The 16,402-nt window shown below is 58.1% G+C and carries 19 protein-coding genes and 1 tRNA gene; 13 read left to right on the top strand and 7 right to left on the bottom strand.

Annotated features, from left to right (window positions below; genetic code table 11):
* The first annotated feature begins 4 nt into the window (after positions 1 to 4).
* Both ACQY47_RS07215 and ACQY47_RS07210 read left to right on the top strand, forming a co-directional pair.
* Positions 5 to 964, top strand: coding sequence for a MucB/RseB C-terminal domain-containing protein (locus ACQY47_RS07215; RefSeq protein ID WP_177032613.1), 960 nt, complete (start codon positions 5 to 7; stop codon positions 962 to 964).
* Positions 965 to 1,198: 234 nt separating this feature from the next.
* Positions 1,199 to 2,638, top strand: a complete 1,440-nt coding sequence (locus ACQY47_RS07210; RefSeq protein ID WP_017137331.1) for a DegQ family serine endoprotease — start codon at positions 1,199 to 1,201, stop codon at positions 2,636 to 2,638.
* 67 nt (positions 2,639 to 2,705) lie between these two features.
* On the opposite strand, the gene ACQY47_RS07205 is transcribed toward ACQY47_RS07210, so the two are convergent.
* Positions 2,706 to 4,139 (bottom strand): M48 family metalloprotease, encoded by a 1,434-nt coding sequence (locus tag ACQY47_RS07205; protein ID WP_017137332.1) that lies wholly within the window; start codon positions 4,137 to 4,139, stop codon positions 2,706 to 2,708.
* A gap of 95 nt (positions 4,140 to 4,234) precedes the next feature.
* Between ACQY47_RS07205 and ACQY47_RS07200 the strand changes: the two genes are divergently transcribed.
* Entirely contained in the window at positions 4,235 to 4,474 is a 240-nt protein-coding gene (locus tag ACQY47_RS07200; RefSeq protein WP_017137333.1) for a sulfurtransferase TusA family protein, read from the top strand.
* A 31-nt stretch (positions 4,475 to 4,505) separates the two neighbouring features.
* Complete coding sequence (locus tag ACQY47_RS07195) at positions 4,506 to 5,576, top strand: AI-2E family transporter (RefSeq protein WP_428556687.1); 1,071 nt, start codon at positions 4,506 to 4,508, stop codon at positions 5,574 to 5,576.
* A 144-nt stretch (positions 5,577 to 5,720) separates the two neighbouring features.
* Here ACQY47_RS07195 and ACQY47_RS07190 read toward each other — a convergent pair whose 3' ends face one another.
* Positions 5,721 to 6,194, bottom strand: a complete 474-nt coding sequence (locus ACQY47_RS07190) for a peroxiredoxin (RefSeq protein WP_017137335.1) — start codon at positions 6,192 to 6,194, stop codon at positions 5,721 to 5,723.
* A gap of 10 nt (positions 6,195 to 6,204) precedes the next feature.
* Positions 6,205 to 6,765 carry a glycine cleavage system protein R gene (locus tag ACQY47_RS07185; protein ID WP_017137336.1) on the bottom strand — a complete coding sequence of 187 codons (561 nt, stop codon included), beginning with the start codon at positions 6,763 to 6,765 and terminating at the stop codon, positions 6,205 to 6,207.
* Positions 6,766 to 7,038: 273 nt separating this feature from the next.
* Here ACQY47_RS07185 and dapA point away from each other — a divergent pair, with 273 nt between their 5' ends.
* The 7 genes from dapA to hepT all read left to right on the top strand — a co-directional run bounded on the left by dapA (position 7,039) and on the right by hepT (position 11,681).
* Positions 7,039 to 7,917, top strand: coding sequence for a 4-hydroxy-tetrahydrodipicolinate synthase (dapA, locus tag ACQY47_RS07180; protein ID WP_017137337.1), 879 nt, complete (start codon positions 7,039 to 7,041; stop codon positions 7,915 to 7,917).
* A gap of 17 nt (positions 7,918 to 7,934) precedes the next feature.
* The gene (gene bamC, locus ACQY47_RS07175; protein ID WP_017137338.1) at positions 7,935 to 9,050 is read left to right on the top strand and encodes an outer membrane protein assembly factor BamC; all 1,116 of its coding nucleotides are present in this window, start codon (positions 7,935 to 7,937) and stop codon (positions 9,048 to 9,050) included.
* 4 nt (positions 9,051 to 9,054) lie between these two features.
* On the top strand, positions 9,055 to 9,813 hold the full coding sequence (locus ACQY47_RS07170) for an MBL fold metallo-hydrolase (protein ID WP_017137339.1): 759 nt from the start codon (positions 9,055 to 9,057) through the stop codon (positions 9,811 to 9,813).
* 27 nt (positions 9,814 to 9,840) lie between these two features.
* A complete protein-coding gene (purC, locus tag ACQY47_RS07165) occupies positions 9,841 to 10,554 on the top strand; it encodes a phosphoribosylaminoimidazolesuccinocarboxamide synthase (RefSeq protein WP_017137340.1) in 714 nt (237 codons plus the stop codon).
* An 83-nt stretch (positions 10,555 to 10,637) separates the two neighbouring features.
* Positions 10,638 to 10,727, top strand: a tRNA-Ser gene (locus ACQY47_RS07160).
* 119 nt (positions 10,728 to 10,846) lie between these two features.
* Positions 10,847 to 11,242 (top strand): type VII toxin-antitoxin system MntA family adenylyltransferase antitoxin, encoded by a 396-nt coding sequence (gene mntA / locus ACQY47_RS07155; protein ID WP_428556683.1) that lies wholly within the window; start codon positions 10,847 to 10,849, stop codon positions 11,240 to 11,242.
* Complete coding sequence (gene hepT, locus ACQY47_RS07150) at positions 11,232 to 11,681, top strand: type VII toxin-antitoxin system HepT family RNase toxin (protein ID WP_017137342.1); 450 nt, start codon at positions 11,232 to 11,234, stop codon at positions 11,679 to 11,681. The genes mntA and hepT overlap by 11 nt, the downstream gene beginning before the upstream one ends.
* A 69-nt stretch (positions 11,682 to 11,750) precedes the next feature.
* On the opposite strand, the gene ACQY47_RS07145 is transcribed toward hepT, so the two are convergent.
* From ACQY47_RS07145 to ACQY47_RS07130, 4 genes are all read right to left on the bottom strand, one after another.
* Complete coding sequence (locus ACQY47_RS07145) at positions 11,751 to 12,038, bottom strand: type II toxin-antitoxin system RelE family toxin (protein ID WP_065929123.1); 288 nt, start codon at positions 12,036 to 12,038, stop codon at positions 11,751 to 11,753.
* Positions 12,028 to 12,267, bottom strand: coding sequence for a type II toxin-antitoxin system RelB/DinJ family antitoxin (locus ACQY47_RS07140; RefSeq protein WP_026013721.1), 240 nt, complete (start codon positions 12,265 to 12,267; stop codon positions 12,028 to 12,030). The genes ACQY47_RS07145 and ACQY47_RS07140 overlap by 11 nt, the downstream gene beginning before the upstream one ends.
* A 425-nt stretch (positions 12,268 to 12,692) precedes the next feature.
* Positions 12,693 to 13,919, bottom strand: coding sequence for an MFS transporter (locus tag ACQY47_RS07135; RefSeq protein ID WP_017137346.1), 1,227 nt, complete (start codon positions 13,917 to 13,919; stop codon positions 12,693 to 12,695).
* Positions 13,920 to 14,303: 384 nt separating this feature from the next.
* Complete coding sequence (locus ACQY47_RS07130) at positions 14,304 to 15,176, bottom strand: DUF6216 family protein (protein ID WP_428556679.1); 873 nt, start codon at positions 15,174 to 15,176, stop codon at positions 14,304 to 14,306.
* A gap of 276 nt (positions 15,177 to 15,452) precedes the next feature.
* Here ACQY47_RS07130 and ACQY47_RS07125 point away from each other — a divergent pair, with 276 nt between their 5' ends.
* Together ACQY47_RS07125 and ACQY47_RS07120 are read left to right on the top strand one after the other, a co-directional pair.
* Positions 15,453 to 15,707, top strand: coding sequence for a hypothetical protein (locus ACQY47_RS07125; RefSeq protein ID WP_056857345.1), 255 nt, complete (start codon positions 15,453 to 15,455; stop codon positions 15,705 to 15,707).
* 143 nt (positions 15,708 to 15,850) lie between these two features.
* Positions 15,851 to 16,402: a cytochrome b gene (locus ACQY47_RS07120; protein WP_428556677.1), complete on the top strand. Its 552-nt coding sequence runs from the start codon at positions 15,851 to 15,853 to the stop codon at positions 16,400 to 16,402.

Raw genomic sequence — 16,402 nt, 5'->3', positions numbered from 1 at the left:
CCCTATGCGCGCCATACCGCTCCTTACGCTTTTGCTCAGTGGTTGTTTTGCACTATCCGCCCATGCCGACGAAGCCCAAGACTGGCTGACTCGACTTGGGCGTGCAGAACAGCAGCAAAGCTTTGCAGGTACGTTCGTCTACGAGCGTAACGGCAGTTTCTCTACCCATGACATCTGGCATCGCGTCCAAGACGGTCACGTCCGCGAGCGGCTGTTGCAACTCGACGGCTCTGCCCAGGAACTGGTGCGCGTAGATGGACGCACGCAGTGTGTCAGTGGCACCTTGGTTGCCGGCCTTGGCAACTCGCCTGATGCGCCTTCGCGCGCTCTGGATCCGCAAAAACTAACTCAATTCTACGAACTGGCCGTCATTGGCAAATCTCGCGTGGCCGGTCGGAATGCGGTGATTGTGTCGATTACTCCCCGTGATCAATACCGATATGGCTTTGAGTTGCACCTGGATCGTGAAACCGCGCTGCCGCTAAAGTCCCTGTTACTCAATGAGCAGGGTCAGTTGTTGGAGCGCTTCCAGTTCACTCGACTGAACACTTCGGCTGCGCCATCAGATCGTGACTTACTGCCCAGCAGCGAATGCTCACCTGTGGCTGTTTCCAGCACCAAAGCACCCGAGGTGCCCGCCACCCACGCATGGCATCTGGACTGGTTGCCTCCAGGTTTTCAGCTCACCAACAGCGTCTCGCGAAAAGATACTCAGACCCACGCCACTGTCGACAGTCTGATGTACGACGACGGGCTTGCACGTTTCTCAGTGTTTCTTGAGTCCACCGACGGTGCGAGTGTGAGCGAAACACGCACGCAGCTTGGCCCAACTGTGGCCGTGTCGCGCCGTCTGAACACGGTCGATGGCGAAGTCATGGTGACGGTTGTAGGCGAAATCCCCATCGGCACCGCCGAACGCATCGCGCTGTCGGTGCGCGGCGAAAAGACCGCCGCCAAGCCATGAGTCGTTAATCCTATGTTCATCCTGACCTTTCAATGTGAGCCTTTGCGCGGTTGGGGGCTGAGAGCATGAAATTTCTGGATCAGTATTTTCACTTGCAAAAAATCCCCATGTTTTTTATAGGTCAGAGCTTGTCGGCTCTGACCTTATTTTGTTCGCGGAACAAAAATGCCGGTCGAAGTTTTCGGCGTTTCTTGAACCCTGTCGCTCAACCCTGCTCGTCGTAACGGGAGCTGTATGTCGATACCACGTTTGAAGTCTTACCTAACCATAGTCGCCACGGTATTGGTGCTGGGTCAGGCAGTGTCCGCGCAAGCGGCCGAGCTGCCTGACTTCACCCAATTGGTGGAGCAGGCTTCGCCTGCCGTGGTGAATATCAGTACCACGCAGAAGCTGCCGGATCGCAAAGTCTCGAACCAGCAGATGCCTGACCTGGAAGGCTTGCCGCCCATGCTGCGCGAGTTCTTTGAGCGCGGTATGCCGCAACAACGCTCCCCGCGTGGCGGCGGTGGCGGGCAGCGTGAGGCGCAGTCCCTGGGCTCGGGCTTCATTATTTCGCCAGACGGCTACATCCTCACCAATAACCATGTGATTGCCGACGCTGACGAAATTCTCGTGCGCCTGGCCGACCGCAGTGAGTTGAAAGCCAAGCTGGTGGGCACCGATCCGCGTTCCGACGTGGCTTTGCTGAAAATCGAAGGTAAAGACCTGCCCGTACTGAAACTGGGTAAATCCCAGGACCTTAAAGCCGGGCAATGGGTGGTTGCGATCGGTTCACCGTTTGGCTTCGACCATACCGTGACCCAGGGTATCGTCAGCGCCATCGGTCGCAGCCTGCCAAATGAAAACTACGTACCGTTCATCCAGACCGACGTGCCGATCAATCCGGGTAACTCCGGTGGTCCGCTGTTCAACCTGGCGGGCGAAGTGGTGGGGATCAACTCGCAGATCTACACCCGTTCCGGTGGTTTCATGGGCGTGTCCTTCGCCATCCCGATCGACGTGGCCATGGACGTTTCCAACCAGCTCAAAAGCGGCGGCAAAGTCAGCCGTGGCTGGTTGGGTGTGGTGATCCAGGAAGTGAACAAAGACCTGGCTGAATCGTTCGGCCTCGACAAGCCGGCCGGTGCCTTGGTCGCGCAGATTCAGGACGACGGCCCGGCTGCCAAGGGCGGCCTGCAAGTGGGCGACGTGATCCTGAGCATGAATGGCCAGCCGATCGTCATGTCCGCCGACCTGCCGCATCTGGTAGGCGCTCTGAAAGCCGGCAGCAAAGCCAAGCTGGAAGTGATTCGTGACGGCAAGCGCCAGACCGTTGAGCTGACCGTCGGCGCGATCCCGGAAGAGGGTGCAACCCTGGACGCACTGGGCAACGCCAAGCCAGGCGTTGAGCGCAGCAGCAATCGCTTGGGCATTGCCGTGGTTGAGTTGACCGACGAGCAGAAGAAGAGCTTCGACCTCAAGAGCGGTGTTGTGATCAAAGAAGTCCAGGACGGCCCAGCCGCCTTGATCGGCCTGCAGCCGGGCGACGTGATCACCCACCTGAACAACCAGGCGATCAACTCCACCAAGGAATTCACCGACATCGCCAAAGCGTTGCCGAAGAATCGCTCGGTGTCGATGCGCGTGCTGCGTCAGGGCCGTGCAAGCTTCATCACCTTCAAGCTGGCCGAGTAATCCGCTAGCTCAATAAAAAGCCCCGCTTTCGGTTACCGAAAGCGGGGCTTTTTTGTGGGCGATGGTTTTAGCTCATCATCCCTTTCACCAAGCGTTCCTGTTCGATCAGCTCACGCTGGCGCGCGTCGATACGCGAGGACAGTGGGAAGTTGTTGCCGGCCCGGCGTTTGGCAAAGTCCAATTGCTGAATGGCCTGCTTGAAGTCACCCACCAAAGCAAAGTACTCGGCGCGCGCCTGATGCAGACCAATGATATTGCCGGACAGGCCGCGAGTCTCTGCCACCTGGTACCACACATCCGGATCATCGGGGCGCGACTTGAGCAACCCGTCCAATGCCTTTTCAGCATCGGCCGTACGGTTCTGCTTGAGCAGCACATCTATGCGAATCTGATTAAGCGGATAGCTGCCGGGGTACTGGGCCAGCATCCGGTCAGTACGTTGCTGGGCATCCGGCAGACGGTTGCTGTCGATATCCAACTCGATCTGCGCCAGGTTGTAGGTAATGTCGTTGGGCGCCTTGGCCAGCAGCGGCTGCAAGCTTTCCCGCGCCTCTTTGAACTGGGTACCCTTGATCTGCGCGATGGCCAGGCCATAACGCGCTATATCGTTTTTCGGGTTCTCGTCCAATTGCGCCTGGAAGCGCTTGGCGGCCAGCCCTGGCGTGTCTTCGTATTGCAACTGCACCCGTGCGCGAATCAGTTGGTAGCGCAAGCTGTCTTCCTTGCCGCCCTGCTTGGCTTGTTCGGCACGGTTGCGGGTGTCGGCGATCCGCGACTCGGTCACCGGGTGAGTCAGCAAAAACTCCGGTGGCTTGGCATCGAAACGGTATTGGCGCATCAGGCGTTCGAACATCGTCGGCATGGAGCGTGGGTCGTAACCGGCTTTTTCCAGGTTAAGGATGCCGATACGGTCGGCCTCTTGTTCGTTCTGGCGCGAAAACCTGCGCTGTTCCTGGATAGCTGCCGCCTGGCTGCCCGCAATCGCGGCAATGCCAGCATCACCTGCACCGGCTGCCGCCGCGATAATGCCGCCGAGCAGGGCGGCCATCATCGGAATCTGCATGCGCGACTGCGCTTCCACACCTCGCGCGAAGTGACGTTGGGACAAGTGAGCCAATTCGTGAGCGAGTACCGAGGCATATTCGCCTTCAGTCTGAGCATTCAGGAACAAGCCGCCGTTAACCCCTACAATCCCGCCGGGTGCGGCAAAGGCGTTGAGTTGCGGGCTGTCGATGAGGATGAACTCCAGGCGTCGGTCATTCACCTGGCTGGTCTCCACCAGCTTGTACACGCTGGTTTCGACGTAATCCTTGAGCTGCGGGTCATTGAGTTGCGAGACCTGGCCTCGCAGGTAGGCCAGCCATGCGCGGCCCAGTTGGAATTCCTGTTGCGGCGAGACAATGGCAGAACTGGCGTCGCCGAGTGACGGCAGGTCGTCAGCGAAGGCCGGGGAGGCCAGCAGGCAAGCCAGCGTCAGCAGGGTAGGGCGCAAAAAAGTCATGCACAAAGCCTTTCGACAAAGAGCTTACTGTAGCCGGACACTGAGCTTCGGACCAGATATTCTAAGCACTCCAAACGCATGCCCGGAGCAAACCGATGACCAACGCTGTAGCCTTTGACGCCGAACTCGATGCCAGTGGCCTCAATTGCCCGCTGCCCCTGCTCAAGGCCAAGCTGGAACTCAACCGCTTGGCCAGCGGTGCCGTGCTCAAGGTGATCGCCACGGACGCAGGCTCCCAGCGCGATTTTCGCACCTTTGCCAAGCTGGCCGGGCACACCCTGCTGCACGAAGAAGATGCCGCCGGTGTGTACCGTTACTGGTTGCGCAAGGCCTGAACTGTTCGCCACCACCGCCCGAGGTTGATTGATGTTCAAAGTGTTACGAGACTGGATTCAGCGCTATTTTTCCGATGAAGAAGCGGTGGTGCTGGCCGTCCTGCTATTCCTGGCTTTTACCGCCGTGCTCACCTTGGGCGGCATGCTGGCGCCAGTATTGGCGGGTATGGTGCTGGCCTACCTGATGCAAGGTTTGGTCACTACCCTGGAACGTCTGCGTTTGCCCGGCGGTGTGGCGGTAGGGCTGGTCTTTGCCCTGTTCATGGGGCTGTTGGTGGTGTTTATCGTCGTGGTGCTGCCATTGCTGTGGCATCAGTTGATCACCTTGTTCAACGAGTTGCCGGGCATGCTCGCCAAGTGGCAATCGCTGTTGCTGCTGTTGCCGGAGCGTTATCCACACCTGGTATCGGATGAGCAAGTGTTGCAGGCCATTGAAGTGGCGCGCGGCGAAATCGGAAAGTTCGGACAATGGGCGCTGACTTTTTCCCTGTCCAGCCTGCCGCTCCTGGTCAACATCATGATCTACCTGGTGCTGGTGCCGATCCTGGTGTTCTTCTTCCTCAAGGACCGCGCAATGATCGGCCGCTGGGTCAGCGGCTATCTGCCGCGTGAACGGGCGCTGATCACCCGAGTGGCCGAAGAAATGAACCGGCAGATTGCCAACTATATTCGCGGCAAGGTCATTGAGATTGTGATCTGTGGCGGCGTCACCTACATCGCGTTTGTCTCGCTCGGGCTGAACTATGCGGCGCTGCTCGCCTTGCTGGTGGGTGTATCGGTGGTGGTGCCGTATGTGGGCGCGGTGGTGGTGACCGTGCCGGTGATGTTGATCGCGTTGTTCCAGTGGGGCTGGAGCGACCAGTTCATCTACCTGATGGCGGTGTACGGGATTATCCAGACCCTGGATGGCAACGTGCTGGTGCCGCTGCTGTTCTCGGAGGCCGTCAACCTGCACCCGGTGGCGATCATCTGCGCGGTGCTGTTGTTTGGAGGGCTGTGGGGGTTTTGGGGCGTGTTCTTTGCAATCCCGCTGGCGACGCTGTTCAAGGCCGTACTGGATGCGTGGCCGCGGCAAGAGCCGGTGGTTGCACCTTTGTTGTAGCAGCAACCTTATTGTGGCGAGGGGGCTTGCTCCCTTTGGGTTGCGTAGCGGCCCCGTAAAAGCGGGAGCGCTTCGCACTCCAGCGCGAGCAAGCTCGCTCGCCACAACAAGCTCGCTCGCCACAGCAAGCTGGTTCAGCAGGGGTCAAGCTTTATTCAATGCCTGTGCCGCCGCCAACACCGCATCCACATGGCCCGGCACTTTCACACCACGCCATTCCTGACGCAGCACGCCATCCTTGTCGATCAGGAAAGTGCTGCGGTCCACGCCCAGGTATTCCTTGCCATACAGCTTCTTCAGCTTGATCACATCAAACAGCTGGCAAACCGCTTCGTCCTTGTCGCTGATCAGCTCGAAGGGGAATTCCTGCTTGGCCTTGAAGTTCTCGTGGGACTTCACGCTGTCTCGCGACAAGCCAAACACTTCGGTGTTGGCAGCCTTGAACGCGGCGTACTGGTCACGAAAACCCTGACCCTCGGTGGTGCAGCCCGGGGTGCTGTCCTTTGGATAGAAGTAGATCACCACTTGCTTGCCCTTGAGGGCTGCAAGGCTGAACGTCTGGCCGCTGGTGGCCTGGGCTTCGAAATCGGCCACGGGTTTGTCGATGGCTACCGGCATAGGTACTTCCTTACATTGGGTTCTGTGGGCGCCATGGCTCGATCAGTGCGTCGAGGTTCAGGGCATCGGCGAAATCCAGGAATTGGTCACGCAGCCAGCTGATCTGCACGCCGGCCGGCAAGGTCACGGTGAACGTGGCGTTGAGCATGGTGCCGCCGGTTTGCGGGGCCTGGTAGGTGTCGCAGGTCAGGTTTTCCAGCTCGACGTTGTGGTCGATGAAAAACTGGCACAGCTCATTGACGATGTCCGAGCGGTAGGCCGAGCTGACATACGCTACATAAGGCAGGGCCTGCGGGCGGTTTTCCAGGGCGGCGCTGCGCACGACGTTGACGGTGAAGTTGTGCTTCTTGGCCAGGCCCGGCAGGCCGGTTTCGAGGCGCGCCAGGGCGTCCCAGCTGCCGGAGATCTGTAGCACCAACGCGCTGCACTCGCCGTGGCGGGTGAGGCGGGAGGTCACGACGGCGCAGCGGTTCTCATGGCTGGCGCGGCACAGGACGTTGGTCAGCTCCATGGGGTTGGCGCCGAGGGCACTGATAACAAGGAATTGTTCGCGAACTGTGGGGGTGGACATGCAGCCTTCCTAAAGCGATGAGCGGTCGATACCGTGTGGGCTGTATCGATCAAAGGATGAAGGGTAGCGAAAACCATCGCCAAGGGCTAGGAGGTGGCGTTTTCATTACGCGATCGGTCTGATTTCAGCGTGCTTCAAGCCGCGCTTTGGCCCAATGATGGCATTGCCCGTCGTTTAGTTGCCCCAGAACGCATCCTCAGGCGGTACTTCGCTTGTACAAGCATCTTGGCGCCAGTACCATTACGGCTCTCTTTTTCCGGCAGGAGCGGTTGCATGATTGCGGGCAGTATGGTGGCACTGGTCACACCCATGGATGCACAAGGTCATCTCGACTGGGACAGCCTTGGCAAACTGGTGGACTTCCACCTGCAAGAAGGCACCAACGCCATCGTGGCGGTCGGCACCACAGGTGAATCGGCCACCCTTGATGTGGAAGAACACATCCAGGTCATCGAATTCGTGGTCAAGCGCGTGGCGGGCCGCATTGCCGTAATCGCCGGCACAGGCGCCAACTCGACGCGTGAAGCGATCGAGCTGACCAAGAACGCCAAGAAAGCCGGCGCCGATGCCTGCCTGCTGGTAACCCCGTACTACAACAAGCCGACCCAGGAAGGCTTGTACCAGCACTTCAAGGCCATCGCCGAAGCCGTCGACATCCCGCAGATCCTCTACAACGTTCCTGGCCGCACGGCCTGTGACATGAAGGCCGAGACCGTGATCCGCCTGTCCACCGTGCCGAACATCATCGGCATCAAGGAAGCCACCGGCGACCTGCAGCGCGCCAAGGACATCCTGGCCGGCGTGAGCAGCGACTTCCTGGTGTATTCCGGTGACGACGCCACGGCGGTCGAGCTGATCCTGCTGGGCGGCAAAGGCAACATCTCGGTGACCGCCAACGTCGCGCCACGCGCCATGAGCGACATGTGCGCCGCCGCCATCGCCGGTGACGCCGTAAAAGCCCGTGCGATCCACGAGCAACTGATGCCGCTCAACAAGACACTGTTTATTGAATCCAACCCTATTCCCGTGAAATGGGCACTGTTTGAGATGGGCTTGATGCCGGACGGTATCCGTCTGCCGCTCACCCGGCTCAGCGAAGCCTGTCACGAACCGCTGCGACAGGCCCTGCGCCAGTCCGGCGTCCTGGTTTAATTGAGGAAGCACTACGCATGAAGCGATTGGCCGGACTTTCCGCACTTGCCTTGATTATCTCCAGCACCAGTGGCTGCGGTTGGGTATGGGGCCCGGAAGGCTACTTCCGTGACCGCGGCAGCGATTACCTGGAAGCCCAAGCAACCAAACCGATGCAACTGCCGCCGGACGTCAACGTCGCCAAGCGCCTTGACCCGTTGTTGCCGATTCCGCGCAACGTCGCCGATGACACCACCAAGGGCGAGTACGTAGTGCCACGCCCGCAGCCGATCTCGGCCGTGGCGGACACCAGCGACTACAGCCTGCAAAAGAGCGGCGACAACCGCTGGATCATGGCCCAACGCCCACCGGCTGAAGTCTGGCCAGTGGCGGTGCAGTTCTTCCAGGACAACGGTTTCAGCATTGATCAACAACGCCCGCAAACCGGTGAGTTCACTACGGCATGGCAGCACGGCAGCGAACTGTCCGCCAGCATGGCCAAGCGCCTGCAGGCGAGCGGTGTAGCGCCCGACAGCGAAGCCCGTGTGCGTGTGCGCATCGAGCCAGGCGTGCAGCGCAATACCAGTGAAGTCTACGTGGTGAGCGCCGAGCGTCCTGCCGGCAGCACTGCCAACGTCGATTTCACCCCGCGTTCGGTCAACATGGGCGTAGACGCCGCGTTAGTCGACGAGATGCTGGCCAGCATGAGCCGTATCTCCGAGAAGGGCGGTTCGGTTTCCCTGCTCGCCGCCGGTAACTTCGACACGCCTAACCGCGTCAGCCTCACCGAAGACGGCAGCGGCAACGTGGTGCTCACCCTGGGTGAAGACCTCGACCGTGCCTGGGCCAGTGTTGGCCGTGCGTTGGAGCAAGGTCCATGGCGCGTTGAAGACATTAACCGCAGCCTGGGCCTGTACTACATCAACGTAGCGGAAAAGGCCGAGAAGAAAGACGACGAGCCAGGTTTCTTCGGCAAGTTGTTCGGCAGCAAGCCGACCAAGGAAGAGATCGAAACCCGTGCCGAGCGTTATCAGGTTCGTTTGAGCAAGGTGGGCGAGAGCGTACAAGTGACCGTCGAGAAGAACATCAACACCGTTGCGCCGGCTGAAACAGCCCGCAAAGTGTTGGGCGTGATTCAGGACAACCTGGGCTGACCCGATGCGTTTTGCCGTTCTCGGCAGCGGTAGCCAAGGGAACGGCACGCTGGTCGCACATGACGACACGTATGTGCTGGTGGATTGTGGTTTCTCGTTAAAAGAAACCGAGCGGCGCCTGCTGCGCCTGGGGGTTCACCCCTCGCAGCTGAGCGCAATTGTGGTGACCCACGAACATGCCGACCACGTGCATGGCGTGGGTTTGCTGTCTCGGCGCTACAATCTTCCGGTGTACCTGAGTCGCGGCACCTTGCGCGGGATGCGCAAACCCATAGAACCCGCAGGCTTCCTGGCCGGTGGCGAGACGCTGCAGATCGGTGCGTTGAGCATTGACGTAGTTGCCGTAGCGCACGACGCCCAGGAACCGACGCAGTATGTATTCAGTGGCGGTCAGCGGCGTTTCGGCGTGCTCACCGACCTGGGCTCCTACTGCTCCAAGGTGCTGGACGGTTACCGTGACCTCGATGCCTTGATGATCGAGTCCAACCACTGCCGCGACCTGCTGGCACGTGGTCATTACCCCTACTTTCTCAAGCAGCGGGTAGGCGGCGAACTGGGACATTTGAACAACCACCAGGCGGCGTACCTGGTGTATGAGTTGGGCTGGCAAGACTTGCAACACCTGGTCCTGGCCCACCTGAGCAGCAAGAACAACCTGCCTGCGCTTGCGCGGCAATGTTTTGTCGACACCCTTGGGTGCGACCCGGACTGGCTGCAACTGGCCGATCAAGATTCAGGGCTCGACTGGCGACACATCGCCTAGCCCACCATTTAGCAAGCGGAGCCCATCATGGAAAAACGTGAAGAACTCTACCGCGGCAAAGCCAAGTCGGTATACAAGACCGACGACGCCAACCGCCTGATCCTGCTGTTTCGCAACGACACCTCGGCGTTCGACGGCAAGCGCATCGAACAGCTTGATCGCAAAGGCATGGTGAACAACAAGTTCAACGCCTTCATCATGCAAAAACTCGAAGCGGCCGGCATTCCGACCCAATTCGACAAACTGCTGGGCGATAACGAGTGCCTGGTCAAGAAGCTCGACATGATCCCGGTTGAATGCGTCGTGCGTAACTACGCCGCCGGCAGCCTGGTCAAGCGCCTGGGCGTGGAAGAGGGCCTCAAGCTCAACCCTTACACGTTCGAGCTGTTCCTGAAGGACGACGCCAAGGGCGACCCGTTCATCAACGAATCCCACGTGGTGGCATTCGGCTGGGGCACCGCTGAGCAACTGGTACGCATGAAGGAGTTGTCCCTCAAGGTCAACGACGTGCTGAGCAAGCTGTTCGACGACGCAGGCCTGCTGCTGGTCGACTTCAAACTCGAATTCGGCGTGTTCCACGACGGCACCATCGTCCTGGGCGACGAATTCAGCCCGGATGGCTGCCGCCTGTGGGACAAAGCCACCAAGAAAAAGATGGACAAAGACCGCTTCCGCCAAGGCCTCGGTGACGTCATCGAAGCCTACGAAGAAGTCGCCAACCGTCTCGGCGTACCGCTGTAATCGACGCAAGCATCTGATAGCACGGAAAAAAATCACTTTTTTGGTTTGCTTTCGCGAAACACACTGTTATGATGCGCGCCGTTGGAGAGATGCCAGAGTGGCCGAATGGGACGGATTCGAAATCCGTTGTACCTTCACCGGTACCTAGGGTTCGAATCCCTATCTCTCCGCCATTATTGAATAACGAAAAACCCCCGATAACTTAATTGTTGTTGGGGGTTTTTTGTTTGGGGCAGAAATGTCGAGGCGATTTCTGCTACGGTCATTCATCAGATGACACGTGGAGCGCAACATGAACGTTGAGCAAGTGTTGGCTCACTTATTGGCCGGTATTCCTGATCTGATCGCGGTTTATGTCTTTGGCAGTCAGGCGACAGGCGAGGCACATGCTGACAGCGATCTGGACTTGGCAGTGCTTGTTGCGGGCTCTGTGGATCCGCTGCTGTTGTGGCGGTTAGCTGGAGAGCTTGCTGACATTGTGGCGGTGCCCGTTGATTTACTCGACCTGCGGGCGGCGTCCACCGTCATGCAATATCAAGTCATAACAACAGGGCGCAGGCTCTGGAGCAAGGACAGCCAAGCAGGTATTTTCGAGAGTTACATCCTCAGCGAAAAAACCGAGCTGGACACTGCAAGGGCAGGGTTGCTGGCCGATATCCAGAAGGAAGGGAAAGTGCATGGTCGATGATGTGCTCATCAACAAAGCGTCGAGCATTGAGCGTTGTGTCGCTCGCGCTCGCGAGGAATACGACAAGAATCCCACCAGTTTCGCTACTGATTTCACCCGTCAGGATGCGGCGATTCTTAATATCCAGCGTGCGTGTGAGGCCGCTCTGGATATGGGGCAGCATCTAATTCGACGTGAACGACTGGGTGTTCCTCAGGGTGCTCGAGACGTGTTTGAGTTGCTGTCACGAGGCGGTTGGGTCCAATCGTCTCTGCTGACCAACCTGAAAAACATGGTCGGTTTCCGCAATATCGCAGTGCATGAGTATCAAACGCTTCAGTTGCCGATCACTGTTGCAATCATCACTCAGCATTTAGGTGATTTTCTGGCATTTAGCGCATTTATCCTGACTAAGGATGCAGGGCAGTCAGCGGTTGTCGCAGATACTGGGTTCATTTGAACGAGCTTGACTTGGTCCCCCTGGGCTTTCTGTCCAAGCGCAATATTGCGAAGGATGTCAGATCTACTGCTAGCTCAAACGCTCGCCCGCTTTACGATAAGCCTGTTCACGCTCCCGTTTATCAATGGCCACCACCACCACGGTGATTTCCTGATCGATCACCTGATAAACCAGCCTGTAACCGCTACTACGTAGCTTGATTTTGTAGCAGTCGGGCAGGTCATGCAGGCGATTGGCTTCAATACGTGGGTTGTTCAGGATTTCCACCAGCTTCTTCTTGAGCTGCTGACGAATGGTGTCGCCGAGCTTTTGCCACTCCTTCAATGCACGCGCATCGAAATCAAGGCTATAGGTCATCTATAGAAACCTTTACCCGTTGAGGCGATGCCAATCGTTCCCGGACGGTGGCCATCAACGCTTCATCTTCCTCAGTCATCAGAACGGGCTTGAAAGGTAGCTGGCCGCGATCCGCCACGTATTGCAGGGCCTGGCGCATCAGTTCGGAAGGCGTAACGCCGAGCTTTTCCAGTTCGAGATAGGCGCGCGCTTTCAGGTCGTCATCGATACGGATGCTTATAGTCGCCATGGGAAAGATCCTCGTGTAATGACGTTGGTCATTACATTGGATCAAGAGGGGCTTATTGGCAAGCCTGTCGGGATGTATGGCGTTCGCATACTCCCTTGTTAGCGCGTCACAATGTCCATGTGTCATAGAGGCTCCTCAGCACACCAGCGATCTTTTTTAGGCTAGCCCAGGGGCTTGGGTACACAAGCTTCATTGTGGGAACACTCATTACTGGGCGTTTCCAAATGCGTGATTACCGGTGGCATTGACTCTGCAGCTATCATGGGCCTCGCGCAATTGATCGAGAATGCTCAGGCATTGGTCGACGCTGTACTTGAGCGTCATGCCCCAACGGATAAACCAGGCAACTAACCCTCTACCCCTGAAACAAAAAAAGCCTGCCGAGCTTAATGCTCAGCAGGCTTTTTAGTGGTTACCGAGTCGTATCAGCCAGGCTGCGCCGCCAAGCTATTACTCACATTACGCCCCAACACCAGCACGGTCACAAATCCAAGCCCCACCAGCGCCGTGGCCAGGCTCAAGAGCATTGCGCTGCCCATCTGGTCCACGATCCGTCCGCCAAAGAATGAACCCAGGGCGATGATCACTTGGAACAGGGCAACGAACAGCGGCATGCCGCGTTCGACGTCTTTAGGTGCGACCACAAACATCCAGATACTCGCGCAGGCCGGGAAGGCGCCGAAGGCGAAGCCCCAGAGTGCGATCAGCATCGCGGCGCCGGTCATGCCGGTGGCGAAGTGAGGGAACAGCGCGGTGCTGGTGCCGATCATCAGCGCGACTAGCAGCAGGGTGTGACGCACGCTGCGGTTGGCGGCGAAACCGGCAAAGACGTTGCCCATCACGCCGGCCACGCCATACAGCAGCAACAGTGAGCCGATGGTCGGGCCGTCGAACCCGGAACTGTTTTTGAAGAACGGCGCGACATAGGTGTAGGCAGCAAAGTGCGCCAGGCCGATCAGCAGCACGGCGATCAAGCCGACCCGCGCTTGTGGGTTGATAAACAAGGCCGGCAGGTCACGGATCTGGATGGCCTTTTCCGGGGTGAGTCGCGGCAGCAGGAACACCTGCGCCAGCAGCACCGGCACGCCGACAATCGCGGTCACCAGGAAGGTCATGCGCCAGCCCATCAGGCCACTGAGCCAGGTGCCGACGGGTACGCCCAGCACGGTGGCCAGGGTCACGCCCATCATGATGATCGAGGTAGCCTTCGCTACGCCTACGCCCTTGGGCGCCAAGCGGCCGCTGAGGGCAATGGCCGTGGCCCAGAAGCCGCCGATGCTGATGCCGAGCAGGACACGGCCGAATAGCAGCAGGCTGAAGTCGCTGGCGTAGGCCACTACCGTGTTGGCGATGATCATGATCAGCGTCAGGCCGATCAGCAGGTAACGACGGTCCATGCCGCCAATGATCACCGACAGCAACGGCGCGGCGAGGGCGGCCATGATGCCGGGCAGGGTCACCATCAGGCCGGCGTGACCGGCACTGATGCCCAGGTCGCTGGCGACGTCATTGAGCACGCCCACCGGCAGAAACTCACTGGTTACCAGGGCGAAAGCGCCTACGGCGACCGAGAGAATCGCCAGCCACTGCTGTTTGACACTTTGTTGATTATGTTCGGGACGGCCGCTGTGGGCCTGGCTGGGGCTTGGCATAGTGTCGGTTCCAGAAGGAATGTCGCCTGAAGCCAGGCGAAGGGGAGGGAAAGTGGAGGCGATTATAGGAACCGGTGCTGGCAATCACACAGGCGCTCGTTTCGATAATAACCATCAGTGCAATCGATTCGACGCTCTGGGACGGCCTTGATGGTCGGTGAGCCAGCCTGCTATGGCAAGTAGCCTTGTGGCGAGCAGGCTTTTTGTGGCGAGCAGGCTTGCCCTGCGTTGGGCTGCGTAGCGGCCCTAAAACCTGCCACCGTGATCCCCCCCCTGACACTCGGCGCCTGGGATGGGGCGGCTTCGCCGCCCAACGCAGGACAAGCCTGCTCGCCACAACGAGCCTGCTTGCCACACCAGACCTGCTTGCCACAGTGACAGTGTTTACGGTTGAGCGGCGGTCTCTGCGGTCGTATTTGTACTCTGCGCGGTCATCTGGTCATGGAGTTTGCGGGCAACGCCCAAACGCGAGAGCTTGGTCAAAATACAGAAGACCGCAAATATCGACAGGCAGGCGATGAACAGCAAAAAGCCTTTTTGCTCTTTCAACCCGGTTTTTACATTTTCACCATAAGTGGGCGAAAGAAATAGCGTGCAAATGGTATTGATGGTGCTTTCCGAGAAGTCCTCGTTATAGAACTTTTCCAGTGCCGTTGGTGATTTGCACTCGTCCACAGACAGCGTTTCGCTGGGCCAGAAGTGGAATTTGGCGTTGTTTTCCGACAGATAGAAAGACGGCACGTCCGAGGCTTTTTTCAAGGACACCATCAGGTAGCTGGAGTCAGCCAATGGCGGCGTGATGCTGATAATCGCCAGGAAGAAGGCGCCCAACCCCAAAAACCAATTACGCTTGAAGGGGGTGATCATTGCCTCTTTAAGCGATAGCTGAGTGAAGTCTTTCCAGTCAATGTACTTTCTGATCCTGGCCACATCGTTGTAACTGAAGTTGTTGTCAGTGATCCACTGATCGGCTTGCCGCGCGTGTTCCAGGTTTTGCGCGGGGATATTGAATTCGAACCGATAATATTCAACTTCGCGCAGGTCTTTGCGGGTGGCCTCATATTTTGGGTTTTCAAATGTGGTCGAGCCACCGAAGAACCGCCACATCAAGTCACGCAGAAAAATCAGCGAGCCTGAGCGCGAGTAGATATATAAAACCAGCGCACATATTGCCAGGCCACTGAGCAGCCCGACGATGGCGGCATAGTTTTGAAACGTCCATGTGACGATATTATCGTTGAGTACAGGTTGGGACATGCAGGGTCATCCTTGAAGGGTTATTAGAGCGGCGCGTCAGCGAAGTTGCTGTGACTGGCCGGGCGAAAATCTAATAAAAACAAGACGACTTTTCAAACATTATCATTGCGTTGAACTTCGAACTGGGCGGGTACTACATAACGCTGGAATCTTTCTTACGTGGTTTAAAAACAAAGGCTACAGCCAGTTCGTTGCGAACGGATATTTAACTCACTATCTTCTGACTACGAGACGTTCACTCGTAGGCTTTCCCCTCAAACGCAAAGGAAATGCACCATGAGCAAAAACACCAAAAAGACCTCCAGCACGATGGCGACGTTGGCCGCCGAAACCTTGAATAATCCAAACGCCTCGGCCATAGCCAAGAGCCTGGCTGCGTCGGCGCTGTCCCAGACCGGTACTGATAAGCAGACGAGTGCACACATGGAGGAAAAGGCCGGCAAAGCCCTTCAAAGCGATAAATACAGTGAGGAGACCAAATCCCTGGCTGCATCGGTCCTCTCTCAAGCTAACAAAGAGCGGGGAAACTGAGTCATAAAAGCCGTATAAAAACGCCCCGTCGTTGAATCAGCGACGGGGCTTCTTGGTTTCCCGATCAGCAAAAATTATTCGCCCCCCACCGAATAACTTTCGCCACTGCGGTGTTCACTTCACAGACCACCCAGGAAACACCCATGAACACAGCATCCGACCGCTACGACCGCCTGACCCGCAGCTTCCACTGGCTGACCGCCGCCGTGGTGATCTTCATGTTTGCCAGTGCGCATATCTGGGAAGTCCTGGAGAAGGGCACACCGCTGCGCAAGGGCCTGCAAGCGCTGCATATCTCTTTAGGTATCGTCATGGCGCTGTTGATTGCCGCGCGGATTGTGTGGCGTATGTTCGGCGGCAATCGGCCCAAGGCCGACAGTCACCGGGCGCTTAACCTGCTGGCGAAATTAGCGCATGGTTGCCTGTACCTGTTGCTGGTGTCGCAGATTGTGTTGGGCTTCCTGTTTCGCTGGGCTCAAGGTGAACCCTTCAATTTTTTCGGACTGTTTGCCGTGCCCGCGCCTTTTGTGATCGATCATGCCTGGCGGGGCACCTTGGGCGGCCTGCATAACAATGTGGCCTGGGCGATCATCCTGCTGGCGGGCGTGCATGCCATTGCTGCGCTATGGCATCACTACGTGTTGGGCGACGGCACCTTGCGCCGGATGTTGCCGGGCGCACGCAATGCGCTTTAA

Origin of the sequence: Pseudomonas edaphica (assembly GCF_965277385.1) — a bacterium.
Taxonomy (GTDB): domain Bacteria; phylum Pseudomonadota; class Gammaproteobacteria; order Pseudomonadales; family Pseudomonadaceae; genus Aquipseudomonas; species Aquipseudomonas edaphica.
The sequence above is the reverse complement of the archived record's forward strand: the minus strand, read 5'-3'. Positions and strand labels throughout refer to the sequence as shown.

What these genes read in the sequence shown, in the direction of transcription:
- ACQY47_RS07215 (WP_177032613.1), top strand. Translation starts at nt 5, where the DNA reads ATGCGCGCCATACCGCTCCTTACGCTTTTGCTCAGTGGTTGTTTTGCA.
- ACQY47_RS07210 (WP_017137331.1), top strand. Translation starts at nt 1,199, where the DNA reads ATGTCGATACCACGTTTGAAGTCTTACCTAACCATAGTCGCCACGGTA.
- ACQY47_RS07205 (WP_017137332.1), bottom strand. Translation starts at nt 4,139, where the DNA reads ATGACTTTTTTGCGCCCTACCCTGCTGACGCTGGCTTGCCTGCTGGCC.
- ACQY47_RS07200 (WP_017137333.1), top strand. Translation starts at nt 4,235, where the DNA reads ATGACCAACGCTGTAGCCTTTGACGCCGAACTCGATGCCAGTGGCCTC.
- ACQY47_RS07195 (WP_428556687.1), top strand. Translation starts at nt 4,506, where the DNA reads ATGTTCAAAGTGTTACGAGACTGGATTCAGCGCTATTTTTCCGATGAA.
- ACQY47_RS07190 (WP_017137335.1), bottom strand. Translation starts at nt 6,194, where the DNA reads ATGCCGGTAGCCATCGACAAACCCGTGGCCGATTTCGAAGCCCAGGCC.
- ACQY47_RS07185 (WP_017137336.1), bottom strand. Translation starts at nt 6,765, where the DNA reads ATGTCCACCCCCACAGTTCGCGAACAATTCCTTGTTATCAGTGCCCTC.
- dapA (WP_017137337.1), top strand. Translation starts at nt 7,039, where the DNA reads ATGATTGCGGGCAGTATGGTGGCACTGGTCACACCCATGGATGCACAA.
- bamC (WP_017137338.1), top strand. Translation starts at nt 7,935, where the DNA reads ATGAAGCGATTGGCCGGACTTTCCGCACTTGCCTTGATTATCTCCAGC.
- ACQY47_RS07170 (WP_017137339.1), top strand. Translation starts at nt 9,055, where the DNA reads ATGCGTTTTGCCGTTCTCGGCAGCGGTAGCCAAGGGAACGGCACGCTG.
- purC (WP_017137340.1), top strand. Translation starts at nt 9,841, where the DNA reads ATGGAAAAACGTGAAGAACTCTACCGCGGCAAAGCCAAGTCGGTATAC.
- mntA (WP_428556683.1), top strand. Translation starts at nt 10,847, where the DNA reads ATGAACGTTGAGCAAGTGTTGGCTCACTTATTGGCCGGTATTCCTGAT.
- hepT (WP_017137342.1), top strand. Translation starts at nt 11,232, where the DNA reads ATGGTCGATGATGTGCTCATCAACAAAGCGTCGAGCATTGAGCGTTGT.
- ACQY47_RS07145 (WP_065929123.1), bottom strand. Translation starts at nt 12,038, where the DNA reads ATGACCTATAGCCTTGATTTCGATGCGCGTGCATTGAAGGAGTGGCAA.
- ACQY47_RS07140 (WP_026013721.1), bottom strand. Translation starts at nt 12,267, where the DNA reads ATGGCGACTATAAGCATCCGTATCGATGACGACCTGAAAGCGCGCGCC.
- ACQY47_RS07135 (WP_017137346.1), bottom strand. Translation starts at nt 13,919, where the DNA reads ATGCCAAGCCCCAGCCAGGCCCACAGCGGCCGTCCCGAACATAATCAA.
- ACQY47_RS07130 (WP_428556679.1), bottom strand. Translation starts at nt 15,176, where the DNA reads ATGTCCCAACCTGTACTCAACGATAATATCGTCACATGGACGTTTCAA.
- ACQY47_RS07125 (WP_056857345.1), top strand. Translation starts at nt 15,453, where the DNA reads ATGAGCAAAAACACCAAAAAGACCTCCAGCACGATGGCGACGTTGGCC.
- ACQY47_RS07120 (WP_428556677.1), top strand. Translation starts at nt 15,851, where the DNA reads ATGAACACAGCATCCGACCGCTACGACCGCCTGACCCGCAGCTTCCAC.